General features: G+C 44.3%; 16 protein-coding genes. 15 read left to right on the top strand and 1 reads right to left on the bottom strand.

The genetic code is table 11. The features are described from left to right. From ACKTR2_RS08755 to ACKTR2_RS08765, 3 genes are all read left to right on the top strand, one after another. A partial coding sequence (locus ACKTR2_RS08755; protein WP_407884558.1) for a MarR family transcriptional regulator occupies positions 1-304 on the top strand: 304 nt, incomplete at its 5' end. 214 nt (positions 305-518) lie between these two features. After that, complete coding sequence (locus tag ACKTR2_RS08760) at positions 519-2,438, top strand: ABC transporter ATP-binding protein/permease (protein ID WP_407884560.1); 1,920 nt, start codon at positions 519-521, stop codon at positions 2,436-2,438. 155 nt (positions 2,439-2,593) lie between these two features. Then, positions 2,594-3,616, top strand: a complete 1,023-nt coding sequence (locus ACKTR2_RS08765) for a lipoate--protein ligase (protein ID WP_407884561.1) — start codon at positions 2,594-2,596, stop codon at positions 3,614-3,616. Positions 3,617-3,680: 64 nt separating this feature from the next. On the opposite strand, the gene ACKTR2_RS08770 is transcribed toward ACKTR2_RS08765, so the two are convergent. Next, positions 3,681-4,586 carry a LysR family transcriptional regulator gene (locus ACKTR2_RS08770; RefSeq protein WP_407884562.1) on the bottom strand — a complete coding sequence of 302 codons (906 nt, stop codon included), beginning with the start codon at positions 4,584-4,586 and terminating at the stop codon, positions 3,681-3,683. Positions 4,587-5,793: 1,207 nt separating this feature from the next. On the opposite strand from ACKTR2_RS08770, the gene ACKTR2_RS08775 reads away from it, so the two are divergent. The 12 genes from ACKTR2_RS08775 to ACKTR2_RS08830 all read left to right on the top strand — a co-directional run bounded on the left by ACKTR2_RS08775 (position 5,794) and on the right by ACKTR2_RS08830 (position 18,894). Continuing rightward, positions 5,794-7,065: a NupC/NupG family nucleoside CNT transporter gene (locus ACKTR2_RS08775; RefSeq protein ID WP_407884563.1), complete on the top strand. Its 1,272-nt coding sequence runs from the start codon at positions 5,794-5,796 to the stop codon at positions 7,063-7,065. 558 nt (positions 7,066-7,623) lie between these two features. Continuing rightward, entirely contained in the window at positions 7,624-8,184 is a 561-nt protein-coding gene (locus tag ACKTR2_RS08780) for a VanZ family protein (RefSeq protein WP_407884565.1), read from the top strand. Positions 8,185-8,353: 169 nt separating this feature from the next. Beyond that, positions 8,354-9,088 carry a 16S rRNA (guanine(527)-N(7))-methyltransferase RsmG gene (gene rsmG, locus ACKTR2_RS08785; protein ID WP_407884567.1) on the top strand — a complete coding sequence of 245 codons (735 nt, stop codon included), beginning with the start codon at positions 8,354-8,356 and terminating at the stop codon, positions 9,086-9,088. A gap of 26 nt (positions 9,089-9,114) precedes the next feature. Further along, a complete protein-coding gene (gene noc, locus ACKTR2_RS08790) occupies positions 9,115-9,957 on the top strand; it encodes a nucleoid occlusion protein (RefSeq protein WP_407884569.1) in 843 nt (280 codons plus the stop codon). A 68-nt stretch (positions 9,958-10,025) separates the two neighbouring features. Then, positions 10,026-10,793: a ParA family protein gene (locus ACKTR2_RS08795; protein ID WP_407884571.1), complete on the top strand. Its 768-nt coding sequence runs from the start codon at positions 10,026-10,028 to the stop codon at positions 10,791-10,793. Next, on the top strand, positions 10,783-11,679 hold the full coding sequence (locus tag ACKTR2_RS08800; protein ID WP_407884573.1) for a ParB/RepB/Spo0J family partition protein: 897 nt from the start codon (positions 10,783-10,785) through the stop codon (positions 11,677-11,679). Before ACKTR2_RS08795 ends, ACKTR2_RS08800 begins: the two co-directional genes overlap by 11 nt. A 28-nt stretch (positions 11,680-11,707) precedes the next feature. Beyond that, positions 11,708-11,899, top strand: a complete 192-nt coding sequence (locus tag ACKTR2_RS08805) for a DUF951 domain-containing protein (RefSeq protein WP_407884575.1) — start codon at positions 11,708-11,710, stop codon at positions 11,897-11,899. 25 nt (positions 11,900-11,924) lie between these two features. Further along, complete coding sequence (gene ychF / locus ACKTR2_RS08810; protein ID WP_407884577.1) at positions 11,925-13,028, top strand: redox-regulated ATPase YchF; 1,104 nt, start codon at positions 11,925-11,927, stop codon at positions 13,026-13,028. Between the two features lie 29 nt (positions 13,029-13,057). After that, positions 13,058-13,810, top strand: a complete 753-nt coding sequence (locus tag ACKTR2_RS08815; RefSeq protein WP_407884579.1) for a DUF1129 domain-containing protein — start codon at positions 13,058-13,060, stop codon at positions 13,808-13,810. A gap of 174 nt (positions 13,811-13,984) precedes the next feature. After that, the gene (locus ACKTR2_RS08820) at positions 13,985-14,674 is read left to right on the top strand and encodes a response regulator transcription factor (protein WP_407884581.1); all 690 of its coding nucleotides are present in this window, start codon (positions 13,985-13,987) and stop codon (positions 14,672-14,674) included. Between the two features lie 5 nt (positions 14,675-14,679). Next, entirely contained in the window at positions 14,680-15,843 is a 1,164-nt protein-coding gene (locus tag ACKTR2_RS08825) for a sensor histidine kinase (protein WP_407884733.1), read from the top strand. Between the two features lie 252 nt (positions 15,844-16,095). Then, entirely contained in the window at positions 16,096-18,894 is a 2,799-nt protein-coding gene (locus ACKTR2_RS08830) for a YhgE/Pip family protein (protein ID WP_407884735.1), read from the top strand. Positions 18,895-19,087 lie beyond the last annotated feature (193 nt).

Raw genomic sequence — 19,087 nt, forward strand, 5'->3', positions numbered from 1 at the left:
TTTGAATGAGAGTGCCTGGCGAATTTTGTTCACGGTCTATCAAAATGATAGTGTATTTGGTGTCAGTGAATTGGCCGACAAGTTACAGGTTCGTCGTTCTGTATTATCTAGCCAATTAAAGCGTTTATTACAAAGTGGTGCGTTAATTACAGAGCGTAGTGAAGTTGATCGTCGACGTGAGCAAGTTCATTTAACCGATGATGGCAAAGAATTAGTGTTGGATGGAATTAAGCGAACAGATGCGCGGTTGAATCAATTAACTGAAGATCCTCTTCAGCCCGTCGCTGATTATATTGGTAAATAGTTATTGAATATAGATAGATTGAATAATAAACCGCCCACCATGTGTGGACGGTTATTTGTTTAATCGGGTTAGATATCTTTCCTAAGGAAACAATTAATTAAGAAAGGGTAAGGGTTTGCGATCTCGTGGTCGATTATTTGTTTACCAACGGTGAGTTTGCTACTGTTAATGTCAATGGAATTTTAAACTTATAAAGGATTGTGAGGGCAATATTGTGAGCTTTCTGGAATTGAAGGACATTCACAAGTCCTATTATGTGAATAAAGAACCATTTCCTGTCTTAAAAGGCATCAGCTTAAAATTCGAACGTGGCGAATTTGTGTCGATTTTGGGTGAATCCGGTGGTGGGAAGTCAACGCTGATGAATATCATCGGTGGCTTAGACCGTAATTATGAAGGCGACGTGTTATTAGACGGAAAGTCAATGCATGCAGCTAATGATCGAGAGCTGGATAACTATCGCCGGCAAACGATCGGGTTTGTTTTCCAAAGTTTTAACCTTATTAGTCATCTGACACTCTTAGATAATGTCATGGTAAGCTTGGAAATGACGAATCTATCACATAATGAGCAGGTCAAACGCGCGACAGGTTTGCTAGAACAAGTCGGTTTGAGCGAGCACATCCACAAATATCCAAATCAAATTTCCGGTGGTCAAAAACAACGAGTGGCGATCGCTCGGGCATTGGCATCTGATCCAGACGTCATCATTGCTGATGAACCAACTGGCGCGTTAGATTCACAAAACACCCAAGAAATTTTGGAGTTGATGGACGGGATTGCTGAAAGCGGCAAGTTAGTCATCTGTGTGACTCATAGTGAAGCGGTAGCGGAACATGGGACGCGCATTGTCCACATGGAAGATGGCAAGATCAATGAAGATCGAGAATTAAAGCCGGCCTTTCCAGTTGAGGGTAAACAATTATCGACCCAGACTAAACATCTGAGTTTCCGTTCAACATTAAAGATGAGCTTGAAACATATGCAATATAATACCAAGCGCAATCTGTTGATTATCTTTGGTGGTTCAATTGGGATCTTTAGTGTCATTTTGATGTTGGCACTTGGCAACGGGGTCAAGGCCTATATGAATGATCAAATAACGAGTCAGATCAATCCAACGACCATTCAAGTGGCGAAGAAGACAAATCAAGAATCTCTCAAAGCAGTGGAAATGACTAAGGCGGATCGTGCTCGAATTGATAAAGTTAGCGGTGTCACGAACGTTGTGCCTGGTAGTTACGTCGCTAATGGGGTTCAAGTTGCTTATCAAGGCAAGACTCAAAAGATTTTCCAGTTCCAGACATGGAATAAAACGGAAAAAGTTCGCGATATCAAATTAGGTCATAAACCAGGAACCAATGAAATTTTGATCACTAAGACGACGGCTAAAAAGTTGAGTAAAGACTATAAATCGTTGGTTGGCAAAACTTTGAATTTCAGCATGACAACTGTTGATGATAATAATCAACCCGTTGGCTTACAACGCAACTTAAAAGTTTCGGGAATTATTAATTCTGGTACCGATGCTGTTTCTTATGGGACATTACAGAACATGTATACGGAAAAGCACGTGACTTTGCGGCCAAACTTTGCGGCTGTTTCTACGAAGGATGTGCAAACAACAAAGTCCGTTCAAAATAAGATCAAAGCATTAAAGACTAACGGTAAGACAGCCTTTACGATCACTGGGGTTGGGGCAATCTTAGATAGCCTAAATACCTATATTTCTTTAGCCTTCTATGTTTTGGCAGGGATTGCAGCTATTTCGTTGTTAGTTTCTGCGATCATGATTATCGTCGTGCTTTACATCAGTGTTTCCGAACGAACCAAAGAAATTGGGGTACTACGGGCATTGGGTGTTCGACGCAGTGACATTCGGAATTTATTTGTTTCAGAAGCCTTCTTTATTGGGTTATTCAGCGCTATCCTGGGCGTTATCCTCGCCTGGCTGGTTGAGTTGTTGATTAATCACTTTGCCAGTGGTGCCATCCACTTCGCAATCATTCAGATGACAGGTGGTTATGTGATCTTCGGTCTGTTGATTAGCGTCATTATCAGCTTGTTGGCTGCTTTGGCACCATCACATCAGGCGGCTAAGCTTGATCCGATTGAATCATTAGCTGTGGAATAAGCAAAGTTAACATTTTTAAAACGGCACTCGATCCAATCACCACTGTTAGTGGGGTTCAAATCGAGTGCCGTTTTTAATTTGAGCAAATGAAAGAACATTATTTTCGACCATTGTGGTAAAAAGTAGCCTACAATACCAGCAGAGGTGAATGATACATGAAATATTTAGCGAGCCAAAGTCGCGATATTCGTGAGAACTTAGCGATTGAAACCTATTTAATGGAACATGCTGACTTATCAGAGCCGATCCTTTATTTTTATATCAATGATCCTTGCATTATTGTTGGACGTTACCAAAATGTGTTGGAAGAAATTAATCAAGACTATGTTGATCAACACCACATTATTTTGACCCGGCGAACCTCCGGTGGTGGTGCTGTGTATGATGACTTGGGGAATGTGAGCTTTAGCTTTATTGCCCAAGATGACGGGGACGCGGTCGGTAACTTCAAGCGGTTCACTGATCCAGTGATTAAGGCACTCCATGAACTAGGCGCCACTGGAGCAGCGATGACAGGGCGCAATGATTTGACGAACGATGGCAAGAAGTTCTCTGGCAATGCGATGCACGCCGAAAACGGGCGAATGTTTTCTCATGGAACACTGATGTACGACGTGGATCAGTCGGTCCTAGCTAAAGCGTTAAAGGTGCCGGCGGATAAAATTGCGTCTAAGGGAATCAAATCCGTCCGGAGTCGTGTAACTAATCTAAAACCATACTTCAAACCGGCATATCAACAACTGACGATTGAATCATTTCGTGACACACTTGCTAAGCAAATCCTTGGTGTTAGCGATTTAAGTCAAGCCACGCCTTATGAATTAGACGCGCAAGGCCAAATGGGGGTACAACAACTGGTAACCGATTATTTCAAGAATTGGGATTGGATTTACGGCAAATCACCAGTGTTTAGCGTTCAGCGGCGCCGTCATTTTCCAGCAGGTACGGTAGAATTTTCATTTGACGTGGATGAAGGTCGCATCACCCAGATGTTGATTAGTGGTGATTTCTTCGGGCAGGCAGCGATCGGTGAAGTAGAAAAGCAGTTAGTCGGGACTCGCTATGATCGGCAAAGTGTTGCTGACGTTTTAAACAAACTGCCATTGACTAATTACTTCGGCAAGATTAGCGCTGATGAGTTGGTGGATTTATTGACAAAACAAGCACCGGTCGTTTAAAGCGCGATGGGTGACCAAAAAATCCGTTTCTTCGTCTTAATTACATTGCGAAGGAAACGGATTTTTATTTTTGCCAAAGTAATTGTTGTCCATATTGGGCTAACAGTTGTTGATGGATGACCTGCATCATTTTGGTCGTCGTAGGCGCTGTTGCTAAAGACTTATTTGCGACCACACACAAGGTGCGGTAGTGAGGCTCATCAAAGGGATAAATATTAACATCGCCAGTCACTCGCTTTAAGGCTAGATCAGGCAATACACCAAAGCCAAGACCAGCTTCGACCATGGAAATAATCGAGGCATCGTCGACTGAATAAGTGAGTGAGTTCGGGGTCACATTGTAACGATCAAGCGTCAGCTTTGTGTCACGGTCATAATCGGACTGCTGTAAAATGAAGGTCTGATTCGCAACGTCATTACTGGTCACGACCTGACCATTTTTGGGGACATAGTCTTTTGGGGTGATACAAAAAATTTCATCCTTAATTAAAGCGTGAATTTGCACGTTTTCTTCAATAGGAAGAGCAGAAAAGCCCACATCTAACGTGCCTAAACGAACTCGTTCGGCAATGTCATTGAAATTACCTTGATAGATACTGACATTGATTTCTGGATAAGCTTGATGAAACTCACGGATGATTCCGGGTAACCAATTCAGTAAGACCGATGAGAACGCACCTAGACGCAATGTCCCTTGGGTTAAGCCGTTGATGTTAGCCGCCTCTTGAGTCAGTCGATGTTCAGAATTAAGTATATCCTGAATAATCGGATAGACCGTTTCACCATCTGCGGTCAGCGTGACACCTGTTCGTCGTCGAATAAATAGTGGAAAGCCAAGCTGATTTTCCAACTGGCTGATTGAATGGCTGACAGCGCTAGGGGTAATATTGAGCGCTGTTGCGGCGGCTAAGAACGTATGCCGCTCAACGACTGTCGCAAAAACTTGGTACGCAAAAGATGAAACTGCCATGATCTGCCTCACTTGTCGTTTGTTTTCCTGATCATACCAAGAATGAGCGTAAACAAAAAGCCCTAGGATTTATATTTCCCAGGGCCTTTCTTAATGACATCAGTCACCGGTGTATCGGCCGAATTAACGAACGATAACCTTCACGTTGGCTGATGCCTTAAGATTATCTCCAATAGTCAAAGGGCATCACCTCCTTTTTTGATGTACACACTGTAACGCGTGGATGAATGGAAGTCAATTGATATGAACTCAGAGAGCGTGAACCAGTACGGGTGAGCCCGAGCACCAACGGACAATCGCAATTGGGCGCATTTTGCCCGGTTGTGGTTGTTGGTTGGACACAGGACTCAGGCCTAGCGAGCACGTTTACATTTAGGTTAGTGCTGGATTACTTAGATTGGCCTGCTACAGTTTTATTCACTGCCGACCAATCTGAACTTCACGGGCATTCGGCTGGAACGCCGTGGGCCTGCTATGAACCCGGAAGTACACCGGTTTCACAGTCAGGCCTTATCGTAAGCGAAGACCGCTAACGATAACGACACAGGCTGAGCCGATACCCGCTCCGTTCAGATTGGCCTACTTTTCGGTTTACTAACTTATATTTTGAAGCTAGACGCCATTTGAAGTCTACCAAGATTGACGCATCCTTGTGTCTGCAAAATAAACTGATCAGCGACTCAGTTGAATATTTTGCCAATTGAGCCTGGAGAATATAGATCGGGCAGAGAGTTCCCAACATTGGTGAAACGGCTTTGCTTTATTAACAATCATGAATTTCCATCACATACCTCAAAGATAAACATAACAGGTGAGTTGCGACGGATAAGCTCATTATTAACGGAGTTGTAAGTTTGGACAAATGTTAAAAATAAATGATAAAGGGCGATACTTGCCTTAGTTCGGAAATTACTAGTCGCAAGCGGTTTCAAACGGCTTTTTGGGCCACCAAAAATGGCTAGTCGTTAAAAAATGAGGGCACCCCCCGAATCAATGTTTACACATTCTGAAAATAACGGTACTATGAATTGGTCAGGATGGGTGTATCAGTTACTTCTTTACGGCGTGAACGACCTGCCATTATTTTGCTTTTTCTGATACGGTCATCTGTTCAAAGAGGGGTGAGATCTAAGCTGCGGTAGTTAGCTTGAATGGGAGCATTCAAGTGGAACATATCTCCAATCATTTTAGAAAGAAGGATATATTGATGTACTTAGTTGTTAACATCATTGGTGTGCTCGTTTACCTCTGTATTGCATGGGCACTTTCCAAGAATCGTTCCAAGATTAAGTGGCGTTCAGTTGGGATTATGGTGGTCTTGAACTTAGTCATTGCTTGGTTATTGACGAGTTTCACCGGTGGTCGTGATGCGGTTAAAGGTGCTGCTGACGGCTTTAACTGGTTGGTTCAAGTGGCTTACCAAGGGATTAACTTTGCTTTACCTAACTGGGTTGGGGCAACCGGGACGCATCCAGCACCGGTTAACTTCATCACTAGTGCACTACTGCCAATCTTATTGATTGTGCCAATGTTTGATATTCTGACTTACATCGGGGTATTGCCATGGATTATCAAATGGATTGGTCGTGGCTTAAGCTTTATTACAGGCCAACCAAAGTTCGAATCATTCTTTGCCGTTGAAATGATGTTCTTAGGTAACACTGAAGCGTTAGCCGTTTCAAAGTTACAATTGACAACCATGAAAGCAGAACGTGATGTCACTTTGGCAATGATGTCCATGAGTTGTGTGACAGCTTCCATTTTGGGTGCTTATACGCAAATGGTTCCAGGTCAATTTGTTTTAACGGCCGTACCGTTGAACTGTATCAACGCGTTGATCGTAACGAACATGTTGAACCCTGTTGACGTTGCACCAGAAGAGGACACGATTGCTAAAATCGGGAACGTTGCTGACGAACCTGGCGAAAGCGAAGCTGCTGCGCAAGAAACTGGCGCTGTAGAAGCTAACGGCAAACGTGAACCATTCTTCTCATTCTTAGGGGATTCGATCCTCGGTGCCGGCACGTTAGTATTGATTATTACTGCTAATGTTATTGCCTTCGTGGCTTTGGCAGCTTTAATCGATCGCTTATTGGGTTTGATTTGGAAGCCATTATCACTAGAAAGTATTCTTGGGGTTGTGATGTTTATTCCAGCTTGGTTGATGGGATTAAACGTTCACACTGCCTGGGACTTCTCTCAATTAATGGGTTTGAAGTTAGTAACGAACGAATTCGTTGTTATGGGTCAAGTGACTGGCAAGATTAACCATTTTGCTCCTCACTACCGTGCCGTATTAACGGTCTTCTTAACCTCGTTTGCCAACTTTGGGACTACCGGGATGATTATCGGTGCCTTCAAAGGAATGGTTGATAAAGAAAAGAACGACATGGTTTCCAGCAATGTTGGTTACATGCTCCTCTCAGGGATTTTAGTTTCACTACTTTCTGCCGGGATGGTTGGTTTATTCATCTGGTAAACTGATTTTCGTTAAGCTTAGATCAAAACTTACTCGTCAAAAATGTCCTCGATTATGGAGGGCATTTTTTGTTGGCTCAAATTAGGACAATCTTTTAACTATCAACCGCTGAAGTTAAATAATTTCTCAAAGCCAGACTCAAATTCAGACATTTTTAGGGACACGCGGTAAGCTTGAATTGTGGAAACGCGCTCGCCATCACTGAAACCTGTGCCCAACCCAAAATCCTGTTCGGGCTAAGACCGCCCGCTCATGATTTCCCGTTGGTGCTCGGCTTCACCCGTGATGGCTCACGCTCTAAAAAACGCGCTCGCAAGTCTTGAGTCCTGTGCACAATCAACAATTACTACTGGGTGAAGCCCAGCCGTCCGTAATTGTCCATTGTTGCTCGGACTCAAGGCGGTCCTGCTCACGCTCTAATCAAAACGCGTTCGCAAGACCTGAGTCCTGTGCCCAACCAACAATCACTACCGGGTGAAGCCCACCCGTCCGTGCCTGTCCGTTGTTGCTCGGACTCAAAGCAGCCTTGCTCACGCTCTAAAAAATGGAGGTGGCATCATGACCATTTTTAATGAACACGGAATGATCACGAGTGCCAGCTTGTGGTTGCCTTTAGGGATCTTATTTATTGGACTCGTCGTCATGGACTGGCGACACCAGCGGATCAGCTTCACGCGCTTGCTATTTGAAGGTTTGCTTTGCGTGTACTTATGGGTGTTGTTCGACATGACCTTGTTCCCGATTAATATCAGCCGCAGCACCGCCACACTAATTGCCAGTGGTGAAACATTTCAAGGGGCGATTGCAACCCATCCTTTGGCGCTTTGGTATAATTGGCAACAGCCAAGTAGTTTGTACCAAATTATTGGCAATGGTTTGATGCTAGCACCTCTGGTTTTGTTAGTCGGTGCACTTAGCGTCCGGATCCGGCAACTTCGACGAAGCCTGACACTGGCCTTCGCGACTTCATTATTTATCGAATGTACCCAACTATTGATGAATTATTTCAATCTTGGCGATCGAACTTTTGACGTCAATGATTTAATTTTAAATACCTGTGGCGGCCTAATCGGTTGGTTATTCTTACAGCTCGGGCTGTTAATCTGGCGGCGAATTTAGTTCGGCAATCTGTAATCAAATTGAGATATCAAAAACAATCGTTAACTGGTGCTAAAACAAGGTATAACCTGGTTTTGTCGCATCGGCTGACGGTTGTTTTATTATGTTTTTTTCGGTAAACTTAACAAGTACGTGAAACATGGAAGTTGTTTCACATTAAGGAGTTTAGATGAATCCAGAACAATTTGTCACTGCGTTGCAAGATCACGGCCTGACTGTGACCGAACAACAACGGACACAATTTGACCAGTATCTAAAGCTATTATTAACAACCAACCAGAAGTTTAATCTCACCACCATCACGGAACCAGGCGATGTTTACTTGAAACATTTTTATGATTCATTGACCGTCGCGATTTATGTGCCGCAACTCCAAACACAAGCTGCTTCGCTATGTGATGTTGGCGCTGGTGCCGGATTTCCGTCGATTCCATTGAAAATCATGTTTCCTAAATTGCAGGTAACCATTGTAGATTCACTGAATAAACGAATTGGTTTCCTGCAAGAACTTGTCGACACATTAGGGTTAACTAACGTAACGTTGGTGCACGATCGTGCCGAAACGTTTGGCGCCAAAAATGCGCCAGCGCGCGAGACCTTTGACTATGTCACAGGCCGCGCCCTGGCACGCATGAGTGTGTTAAGTGAACTCTGTCTACCACTTGTTAAGGTTGGCGGACAATTATTGGCGATGAAAGCTAGTGGAGCTGATGACGAATTAACACAAGCCTTGTTTGCCATTAAAACTCTCGGTGGCAAGGTGGCTCACAGTGATCAGTTTGAGTTACCTCTATCAGGAGATCCTCGTGAAATTATCGTGATTGACAAAATTGCGTCAACACCTAAGCGATACCCACGGCGACCGGGTACGCCGAATAAAGAGCCATTATTAAGCCGTCATTAGTGTGATTTGGAAAGGAAAGCAACGTCATGGCGTTTTCATTGTTCGGAAATCGCGGTAAGAGTGAAGAGAAACCGCAACAACGAATTGAACAAATTCCACTGACCGATATTGTGCCAAATCGGTTTCAGCCTCGACATACGTTTGATGATCAGGCGATTGTCGAGCTGGCCCAAACGATTAGTGACCATGGGCTTTTACAGCCGATTGTGATTCGTGAGTACGAGGATCATCAGTATGAAATTATCGCTGGTGAACGGCGTTTTCGCGCTGTCTCAATGTTGGGGTGGGCGACCATTCCCGCAATCGTCGAAACCATGGATGATCACGAAACCGCGTCATTAGCTTTGATTGAAAATTTACAGCGAGAAGCGTTGTCAGCGGTTGAAGAGGCGCAAGCTTATCAACAATTGATGAAGCTAAATCAGCTAACGCAGACTGAGTTAGCCAAAGGTGTTGGTAAGAGTCAATCCGCAATTGCCAATAAATTGCGATTACTAAAACTCAGTGATCCAGTTCAAGTGGCCATTAGTCAGCACAAAATTTCTGAACGCCATGGGCGGGCTTTACTACCGCTCAATGCTGAACAACAAAAAACAATTCTTCAACAGATTGAAGAGCGGGACCTCAATGTTAAAGCAACGGAACGCCTCGTCACTGATCTGTTGACAGAACATCCAGTGACACCGCGGCGACCGAAGAAACGATTACGCGGCTTAACCGCTGATACCCGGATTGCCGTCAACACGATTAAAGAGTCAGCAAAGATGGTTCGTGATGCAGGCCTAGACGTACATGTGCATGAAGAGGCCACCGCTGATGGCTATCGAATCGTGATTGATTTACCAAAAGATGGCGGGCATCAGGCATAAACAGGAAGTTATTTTTTAGAAGCTGAGTTATCAAATTAGGTTACAAAGGATATGAGGAGTAAACGTTGATGGGATACGTAATTGCACTCGCCAACCAAAAAGGCGGAGTGGGGAAAACAACGACTAGTGTTAACCTAGGCGCCTGTTTGGCTGACCAGGGGCAAAAAGTCTTGTTAATTGATACGGACGCACAAGGAAATGCCACGAGCGGTAGTGGCATTCAAAAGGCCACCATTCAAAGAGATATTTACGATGTTTTGGTCAATGAAACGCCGATCTCAGAAGTGATTTTGGCGACCTCACATCAAGGAATGGACATCGTTCCGGCAACCATCCAACTTTCTGGTGCGGAAATCGAATTGACCAACCTAATGGCCCGTGAAACGCGACTGAAGGATGCCTTGCAGGAAGTTATTGATGACTATGATTTCATTCTCATTGATTGCCCACCGTCGTTAGGTCTGCTTACGATCAATGCGTTTACGGCAAGTGATTCCATTTTGATTCCTGTACAAAGCGAGTATTATGCATTGGAAGGGCTGAGTCAGTTGTTAAACACGATTAAATTGGTTCAAAAGCACTTCAATCGTAGTCTGCGCATTGAAGGTGTCTTATTAACGATGTTTGACGCCCGCACCAATTTAGGAGCAGAAGTTAACGCCGAAGTGCAAAAGTACTTCGGGGATCGTGTTTATAAGACGATTATTCCGCGAAATGTGCGTTTATCAGAGGCACCAAGTCATGGATTAGCCATTATTGACTATGATCCGAAGTCACGTGGGGCAGAAGTGTATTCAGAATTAGCAGAGGAGGTCCTCGAAGCGCATGGTAAGTAAGAAAACAACCAGTAAAGGTTTGGGGCGTGGGATTGAGGCGCTCTTTGAAGATAATGGGCTAACGGAAAACCTAAATGATGTCACCGCCGAAAATGTCCAAGAATTAACGTTAACGGACATTCGACCAAATCCTTACCAACCGCGGACAAATTTTGATCAAAAGACATTAAAAGAACTGGCGAGCTCAATTGAGAAATCGGGGGTTTTTCAACCGATCATTGTGCGTCAACCGGACGCTAACTTAGCCCGTTATGAAATCATTGCCGGGGAACGTCGATTTCGTGCCTCAAAGTTAGCTAACAAAGCCACAATACCAGCGATCATTCGGACCATGAATGAGCAAGAGATGATGGAAGTAGCTGTTCTAGAAAACTTACAGCGAGAGGACTTAACCCCACTCGAAGAGGCAGAAGCTTACCAGACCTTGATGACTAAGCTCAACCTGACTCAGGCTGAAGTTTCCGCCCGTTTAGGTAAGAGCCGTCCATATATTGCGAACTACTTACGCTTATTGGGACTACCGGAAGCAATTAAGACGATGTTAGCCAATGAAGAGTTATCAATGGGGCAAGCAAGAACGTTGCTTGGTTTAAAGGATAAACGTAAAGTGGTTGCACTCGCTCGCCGGGTCGTTAGCAATGGGATGACTGTCCGTGAACTTGAAAAAGTGGTTGCGGAAATGAACAGTAATAAACCCGCGAAAACAACCAGGGCGCAAAAAAAGTCGCCTTATGTCCAAGCTTCTGAGAATCAGCTTCAAGAAAAGTTTGGGACAAAAGTGCAAATTTCTAATAGCACGGCTGGGCAAGGACATATCGAAATTGACTACATGTCTAACGATGACCTGACCCGAATCTTGGAAATTCTTGGCATCTCGCTGGATTAATGATGTGAAAAGCAACGGAGGAAAGTAAATGTACGATAAAGGCGACGTTGTGGAAATGAAAAAGCCGCATCCGTGTGGCGCCAACGAATGGGAAATTATGCGGATGGGTGCGGATATTAAAATTAAATGTTTAGGTTGCGGTCATCTCATTATGATGCCACGGCGTGAATTTGAGAAAAAGCTCAAAAAGATTCTCAAAAAAGCGCCTACGACCGACTAAATTAAGGAAAGTGTGAGTTTTAAACATGGCTTTAACAGCAGGAATTGTGGGGTTACCCAACGTCGGGAAATCAACGCTCTTTAACGCGATCACCAAGGCCGGTGCCGAAATGGCTAACTATCCATTTGCGACGATTGAACCAAACGTAGGCATGGTAGCGGTTCCGGATAACCGTTTGGATCGCATCCAGGCGATTGAACCAGCCGACAAAGTGGTGCCAACGACTTTTGAATTTACGGATATCGCCGGAATCGTCAAAGGAGCCAGTAAGGGTGAAGGACTGGGTAACAAGTTCTTAGAAAATATTCGGCAAGTGAATGCGATTGTCCATGTCGTTCGTGCATTTGACGATGATAATATTACCAGTGTGACAGGTACTGTTGATCCCTTAGAAGATATCGATACGATCAATACCGAGTTAATCATCGCTGATTTGGATGCCGTTAATAAACGGTATGCCAAGGTGGAAAAAGCAGCCACGAACGCTAAAGAAAAAGATGCAATGGCTGAATATAACGTGCTTAAGCAGATCAAGCCCGTGTTAGAGGCTGGCAAATCAGTGCGAACCCTGGAATTCGACAAGGACGAGCAGAAGATTGTCGATGGCTTATTCCTGCTGACATCAAAGCCAGTCTTATATGTCGCTAATATTGCTGAAGATGATATGGCTGATCCTGAACAATCAGCCTATGTTCAACAGATTGAAACTTTTGCAGCGACTGAAGGTAGCGGCGTGGTGGCTGTTTCTGCCCGAACGGAAGAAGAAATTGCTGAGATGCCTGATGAAGATAAACCAGAATTCTTAGCAGCTGAAGGTGTTGATGAACCTGGCTTGAATAAACTTATCCGCGCTTCCTATAAGTTACTTGGTTTAGAAACTTTCTTCACGGCTGGTGGTAAAGAGACGCGTGCATGGACGTTTAAGGCTGGTACTAAAGCACCACAGGCCGCTGGGATTATTCATTCAGATTTCGAACGTGGTTTTATTCGCGCTGAAGTGATGTCATTTAGCGATCTGGATGAGCTAGGCTCTGTGCAAAAGGTTCGAGAAGCCGGTAAGCTACGGGTTGAAGGTAAAGATTACGTGATGCAGGATGGCGATATTGTGGAATTCCGCTTTAACGTTTAGTCTGTTTGGCAAGGGAAAGGAAGAACAACGTGAGTGAAGAAAATCGGGAACGAAATGCCAATGCGAAGCAAACTCATCATGGTCAAATTCGCACAGATACAGAACAGTACAATAGCCTTGGTTTAACCAAACGTAATCAAGAATTTATGCATCAATTGAATAAAATTCTAGATCAGCGTGGTTTTGGCGGGGATAAACGAAGTGTTGGTGTGACTGACACATTGGCTAAATTACAAGAGGGTCAAAAGACTGGGCAGACGGCTAAACAGCTATTTGGCACGCCAACTGCATATGCGGAAATTTTGATCAATGGACCAGAAAAGGCTTCAGCAGCGGCTGGTGAACAGGCCGGCTTTTGGCCGACAATGGCAGATAGCGCATTGAGTATTTTGGCGATTTTCTCCGCGATGTATGGAATATTGGGCCTGTTTTCTAAGAGCCCAGCAGCTAGTTCTGGCCAAATGGGAATCGTCGGGATTCTGCTGGTTTCGGTTGTCTTCGGACTAGGTTGGGCTTGGTTAACGCCCATTTTGAACCCAAATGACAAACGCAAACGCTTGCCATTGTGGCGAATTTTGCTCTATATGGCCGCGCTATTGGTTGGAATTTTAGTCTTGTTTGCGGCGGTTAGCTTGCTACCACCAATGCTCAATCCAATTCTCCCAGCTGCCCTCTATATTGTCTTAGCAGTGGCCGCTTTTGGTGGCGATTTATGGATACGGCGACGGTTCAATGTAACCGGTGGGATGTTTGCCAGTCAGCGGAATCAACGGCGTCGGTAATTTTGTAGCGGCAACGATATGAATTAAGAAAGAGGAAGGATCCCGCCGATAACAGGGTATTCCTTCCTCTTTCTTAATTTGTCGACCACCGCAAACTCTAGTAGAATGAAACAAAAGGGGCTGTGCTCCGCAAGGCGTTGAGCACCCCTTAGGAATTCGGTGGAGGAAATAACCATGAAGATTTTAGTTGTTGATGATGATAAAGAAATCGCCCAGTTGCTGGAAATTTACATTAAGAATGAAGGCTATGAGCCAATCTCAGCATACACGGGCAAAGATGCCCTAACCAAGTTGAATACGAATCCGGATATTGGTTTGATGATACTTGATATCATGATGCCAGAAATGAGTGGTATTGAAGTTGTGAAACAAGTTCGCAAAGACTCACAAATTCCGATCTTGATTTTGTCGGCTAAAACGGGCGACATGGATAAGATTCAGGGACTGATTTCCGGAGCGGATGACTATGTGACTAAGCCATTTAACCCACTGGAAATCATGGCGCGGGTTAAATCACTATTGCGTCGCTCTGAAGATCATGTCACCTCAGACACACCAGATGTTTTAGACATTGGTCCTTTAACAATCAATAAAGATTCTCATGAAGTTAAGACGATTGATGGGCAAACCATTCAACTAACGGCCTTAGAATTCGGAATCTTATACTTATTGGCTAGTCACCCGAATCGGGTGTTCTCAGCCGACGATATTTTCGAACGGGTTTGGCAACAAGAGTCTGTTGTTTCGGCCAAGACGGTGATGGTGCACGTCAGTCACCTACGCGATAAGATTGAGGAAGCAACGAACGGCGAAAAAGTGATCGAAACTGTTTGGGGTGTCGGCTACAAAATTGAGGCGCACTAATCATGATGAAATTAACACCACGCGAGAAGTGGTCACTAATCTTTGAAGGGGTGGTAACCGTCGTGTTGCTGCTCCTTTTAAATCTATCATTAGTCATTATTCTAAATGATGTCTTACATTCCAATCCAGGAATTGCCGGCGGGGTCTACATGATTAAACGCTCGTTGGTCATTGGTGGTCGTTACATTTGGAGTTATCAAAATCTGTTCATTGCAGTGATGATTATCGTTGATTGCACCGTTTTGTACTGGCGACTGATTCGGCGCTATCATCTGTATCAAATGAATCACATCATCGCTGAATTACATTATATTTCTGATGGTCATTTGGAGCACCGGATTACGTTTAAATTGAGCAAACGGCTACAGCGAGTGGTTGATTCAGTGAACTCATTGGTTGATTCGGCAACGCAGTCCATGAATGATGAACGGCAAGCGGAGCGTTCGAAAGATGAGCTCATCACGAATGTTAGTCATGACATTCGCACACCGTTGACTTCCATCATTGGCTACCTTGGCTTAATTGAAGATCACCAGTATCAAACAGAAACGGATCTTACCAAATACGCCCACATTGCTTACCTAAAAGCGACGCAAATGAAGTCGCTGGTGGAAGATCTATTTGAATACTTGAAAATGCGCGGTGCTGAGACAGAATTAAATGTCAGTGATGTAAACTTCAGTCAGATGTTAGAGCAACTGGCCGCCAGTTACGAGCTAGAAGCTAGCCGTAAGCATCTCACAATTTCTTCGTCGACCCAACCTGATAACATCATGATGGAGGCAGATGCGGAGAAATTAGGCCGCGTCTTTAACAATCTCATTTCCAATGCATTAAAGTACGGCGAGCATGCAACCTTTATCGAGTTGACAGCCAAGTTGACTGGTCGAGAAGTGATGGTGAAGGTCTCTAATGATGGCCGAGAAATTCCAACCGCCGCCCTGAATCAATTATTTGAGCGGTTCTATCGTGTTGAAGAATCGCGTTCCAAAGAAACCGGTGGGACCGGTCTCGGCTTGGCCATTGCACAAAGTATTGTTGAGCGACATGGCGGCTATATTTATGCGGAATCTGATGAGAACCTAACTAGTTTTATCATTCACCTGCCTGTCCATCAAGATCGACCACTGCCACGGCCGGTACGACAGGATCCAAAGCTAACGAAGTAGTTATTGTAAATGCTATCCGCATATTAGCCGGATGGCATTTTTAATAACATAAAAATAGTTGAGGCCCTGACTGACTAAATATTGGCTAAAAATTATTGCGAGGAAGAGAGATTTAGTTGAGGTTTGTTAACAATCGGTGTATATTGTGGATTTGTAATGTCCTTAATGGCCGATTAAGTCAATCAAATCAGCTGTTTAACGTGTTTAATTGAATCAATTAGAGTGAGAGAAAGAGGTGGACCAGGAGTGAAAATGTTAACCAACGAATGGAAATTCATCGGCAAGAACCGGCTGATTTTAATTTCAGTTTTGGCGATTATGGTGATTCCGTTTCTATATAGTATTTTCTTCTTAAAGTCAGTTTGGAATCCATATGGGGAGACACAGCACCTACCAGTTGCCGTCGTTAATAATGACCGTTCCGTCAACTATCAAGGCCAGAAGCTAAGCGTTGGTGATCAAGCGGTCAAAGCCCTCAAAAAGGATCATCAGCTAGGCTGGCGGTTTGTTTCCGCCAATAAAGCTAAGCAAGGCTTGAAAGATAAGAAGTATTATACGATTGTCACGTTCCCTAAAGATACATCTAAAAACGCGGCGTCAGTCCTTAGTAAACACCCGAAAAAGATGAAGATTGAGTATGAAACCAATGGTTCATTGAACTACATCGGGGAAGTTATCAGTCAAATTGGCGCTACCGGGTTGAATGAAAAAATTCGTCAAACAGTGATTAAGGCATATGCAGACGCCACTTTCCAGCAGATTAAAAAGGTTGGCCAAGGAATGGGGACTGCAGCCAAGGGTGCCAAGAAGTTATCTAATGGTCAAAAGACATTAGGTAGTGGGATTGACACGTATACGGCAGCTGTCAGTCAAGTTAACAATGGCGTGCAGACAATGAAAATGAGTGTTGGTCCATTATCCAGTGGTGTTAGTCAATTGGCTGCTGGGGGTAACACGCTTAATAATGGTCTCCAACAGTTGAATGGTAGTACCGGTCAATTGGCTGGCGGGGTTGGTCAGCTAGCCACTGGTTCTAATCAGCTAGGTGCTGGGCTAACGACCTATACGAATGGTGTCAGGAGCTTGAACAATGGACTCGGTCAACTAAATGGCGCAACGGGTCAATTGGGGAGTGGCACAACTCAGCTCATGAATGGTTCTCAACAACTGTTAGACAATGCGACGGCGCTTTCGACCGGAGTTAGTACCTTGGGCCAAGGTGCCACCCAAGTTAATGCGCAGTTAGCTAGTTTACGACCACAACTTCAAGCCGCTCAAGCACTGATGAACGGCATGTCTGATAGTCAGACAACGATGCAGAATGTCCAGTCACTTCAGCAAGAACTGCAAAATGCTCACTTGAAACAAACCTTAAGTGCTTTGCAACCATTGATTAGTAATGCCACGCAGATCAAAGCGCAAATTGCTCAGTTGAATGCGATGAGTGGGCAATTAAGCCAAGCTCAACAGGGTGCATCAAGTATCCAAGCTGGCAACCAACAAGCGATTGATGCGTTAAATGGCGTCGCGGCTTCGGAATCTGACCCAACTCAAAAGGCGAAGTTACAAGCAATTTCAGCTGGATTACAGAAGTCGGCAGCTGGTGCAGGTCAATTAAGTGATCAACTTGGCGCTGCTGGTAAAGGACTTTCAGGGTTGAACGGCATTGCTGATCAGCTTGGTCAATTGACGATTTCTGATGCCGATATTCAAACATTGACGCAGATGCAGTCCCAATTGGATCAGATTCAGAATTCAAATACGGCGAAGACCTTGTCGAGCAAGCAAACAGCACAAGCTTTACAACAGTTGCCAACAGTCTTAAATGATGCTTTGAAGCAAGGCGGAACGCTAGACGGTTTACAAACCTTTGCCAATGGAGCTAGTCAATTAAATGCCAAGGTCAACCCATCACAAGGTCAAAGCTTAGTTGGCGGTGTTTCCCAACTAAATGACGGTTTGAAGTCGCTCGGAAGTAACGTACCAACCTTAACGAATGCAGTTGCACAATTAGCCGCTGGTTCGGCTCAACTAAACGCCAATTCAGGTGCTTTAGTCTCAGGTGCCAACCAGTTACGTGGCGGCCTAGGTCAATTGAATGCCCAAGTCCCTCAACTAGTCAGCGGTGTGAGTCAATTGGCTAATGGATCTTACCAACTTTCAGGCGGTTTGAACCAGTTGAATAACCAAATTCCGGCATTGACTAGCGGTGTAAACCAGCTGGCTGATGGGACGTCGCAATTGAATGCGAATTCGCCACAGCTTCAAAGTGGGTCTAAACAACTGGTTACTGGATCTGTAGACTTATCTGATGCCTTGGGTAAAGGAGCTAAACAGGTTAACAGTATTCCACTATCACAACGGACGGCTAACATGTTCAGTGCACCCACACAGTTGAAGCACAAGAGTTACAGTTACGTGGCTAATTATGGACATGCTTTGGCGCCTTATGTCTTATCAGTTGCTTTGTATGTCGGTGCAATTGTCTTCAACTTTGCTTACCCAATTCGGAAGATCTCAATGGAGGATCAAAGTGCGACCGCTTGGTTCTTCAGTAAAGCTTCAGTCGGTTTAGTTGTTGCTGTGGTTCAAGCAGTTGTCGAAACGGGCCTTATGCTGTTGTTCGGATTGATGGCTGACAACCCTGGACAAATGTTTGCCGTGGCCATTGCATTCTCGATTGCTTCAATGTTCCTAGTCATGTTCTTGTCAATGCTATTGGATAATCCAGGTCGTTTTATTGCGATGGTCGTCTTAATGTTGCAACTTGGTGGTTCAGGTGGGACCTTCCCGATGGAAGTGACAAATGGCTTCTACAATGCCATCCATCCGTTCTTGCCAATGACTTATTCAATTCTTGGCTTACGGCAAGGGTTAACTTCTGGTCTCGGTGCCAATACGGCATGGAGCGCAGTTGGCTTGTTGCTAGTCATGGCGGTAGTGTTTGCCATCCTGTTATGGCTTTCGATGATTTTCCTACAGCGGATTCATCTGCAAGGCTTTTCGCAATTAGACAATAATCAAAAGTTACAAGAAGTCGAAAAAAAATAAAGGTCAATTTTTGAAAAGCTTTCATTTGCATTCATGTAGATGAAAGCTTTTTTACTGCTGTGAATTTAGTTAGGTGATGGAGTTGTTTTGAACAAAAATGTTCCAGTTATTTAAAATAAAACCGCTTTCATTAAATCTTATGTTCGGGAATCTCGATTGGTGTGGTTACAATGAACTTTTAAACATGGTAAAA

This window comes from Furfurilactobacillus curtus, from assembly GCF_045862785.1.
In the GTDB taxonomy this organism is placed as follows: Bacteria; Bacillota; Bacilli; order Lactobacillales; family Lactobacillaceae; genus Furfurilactobacillus; species Furfurilactobacillus curtus.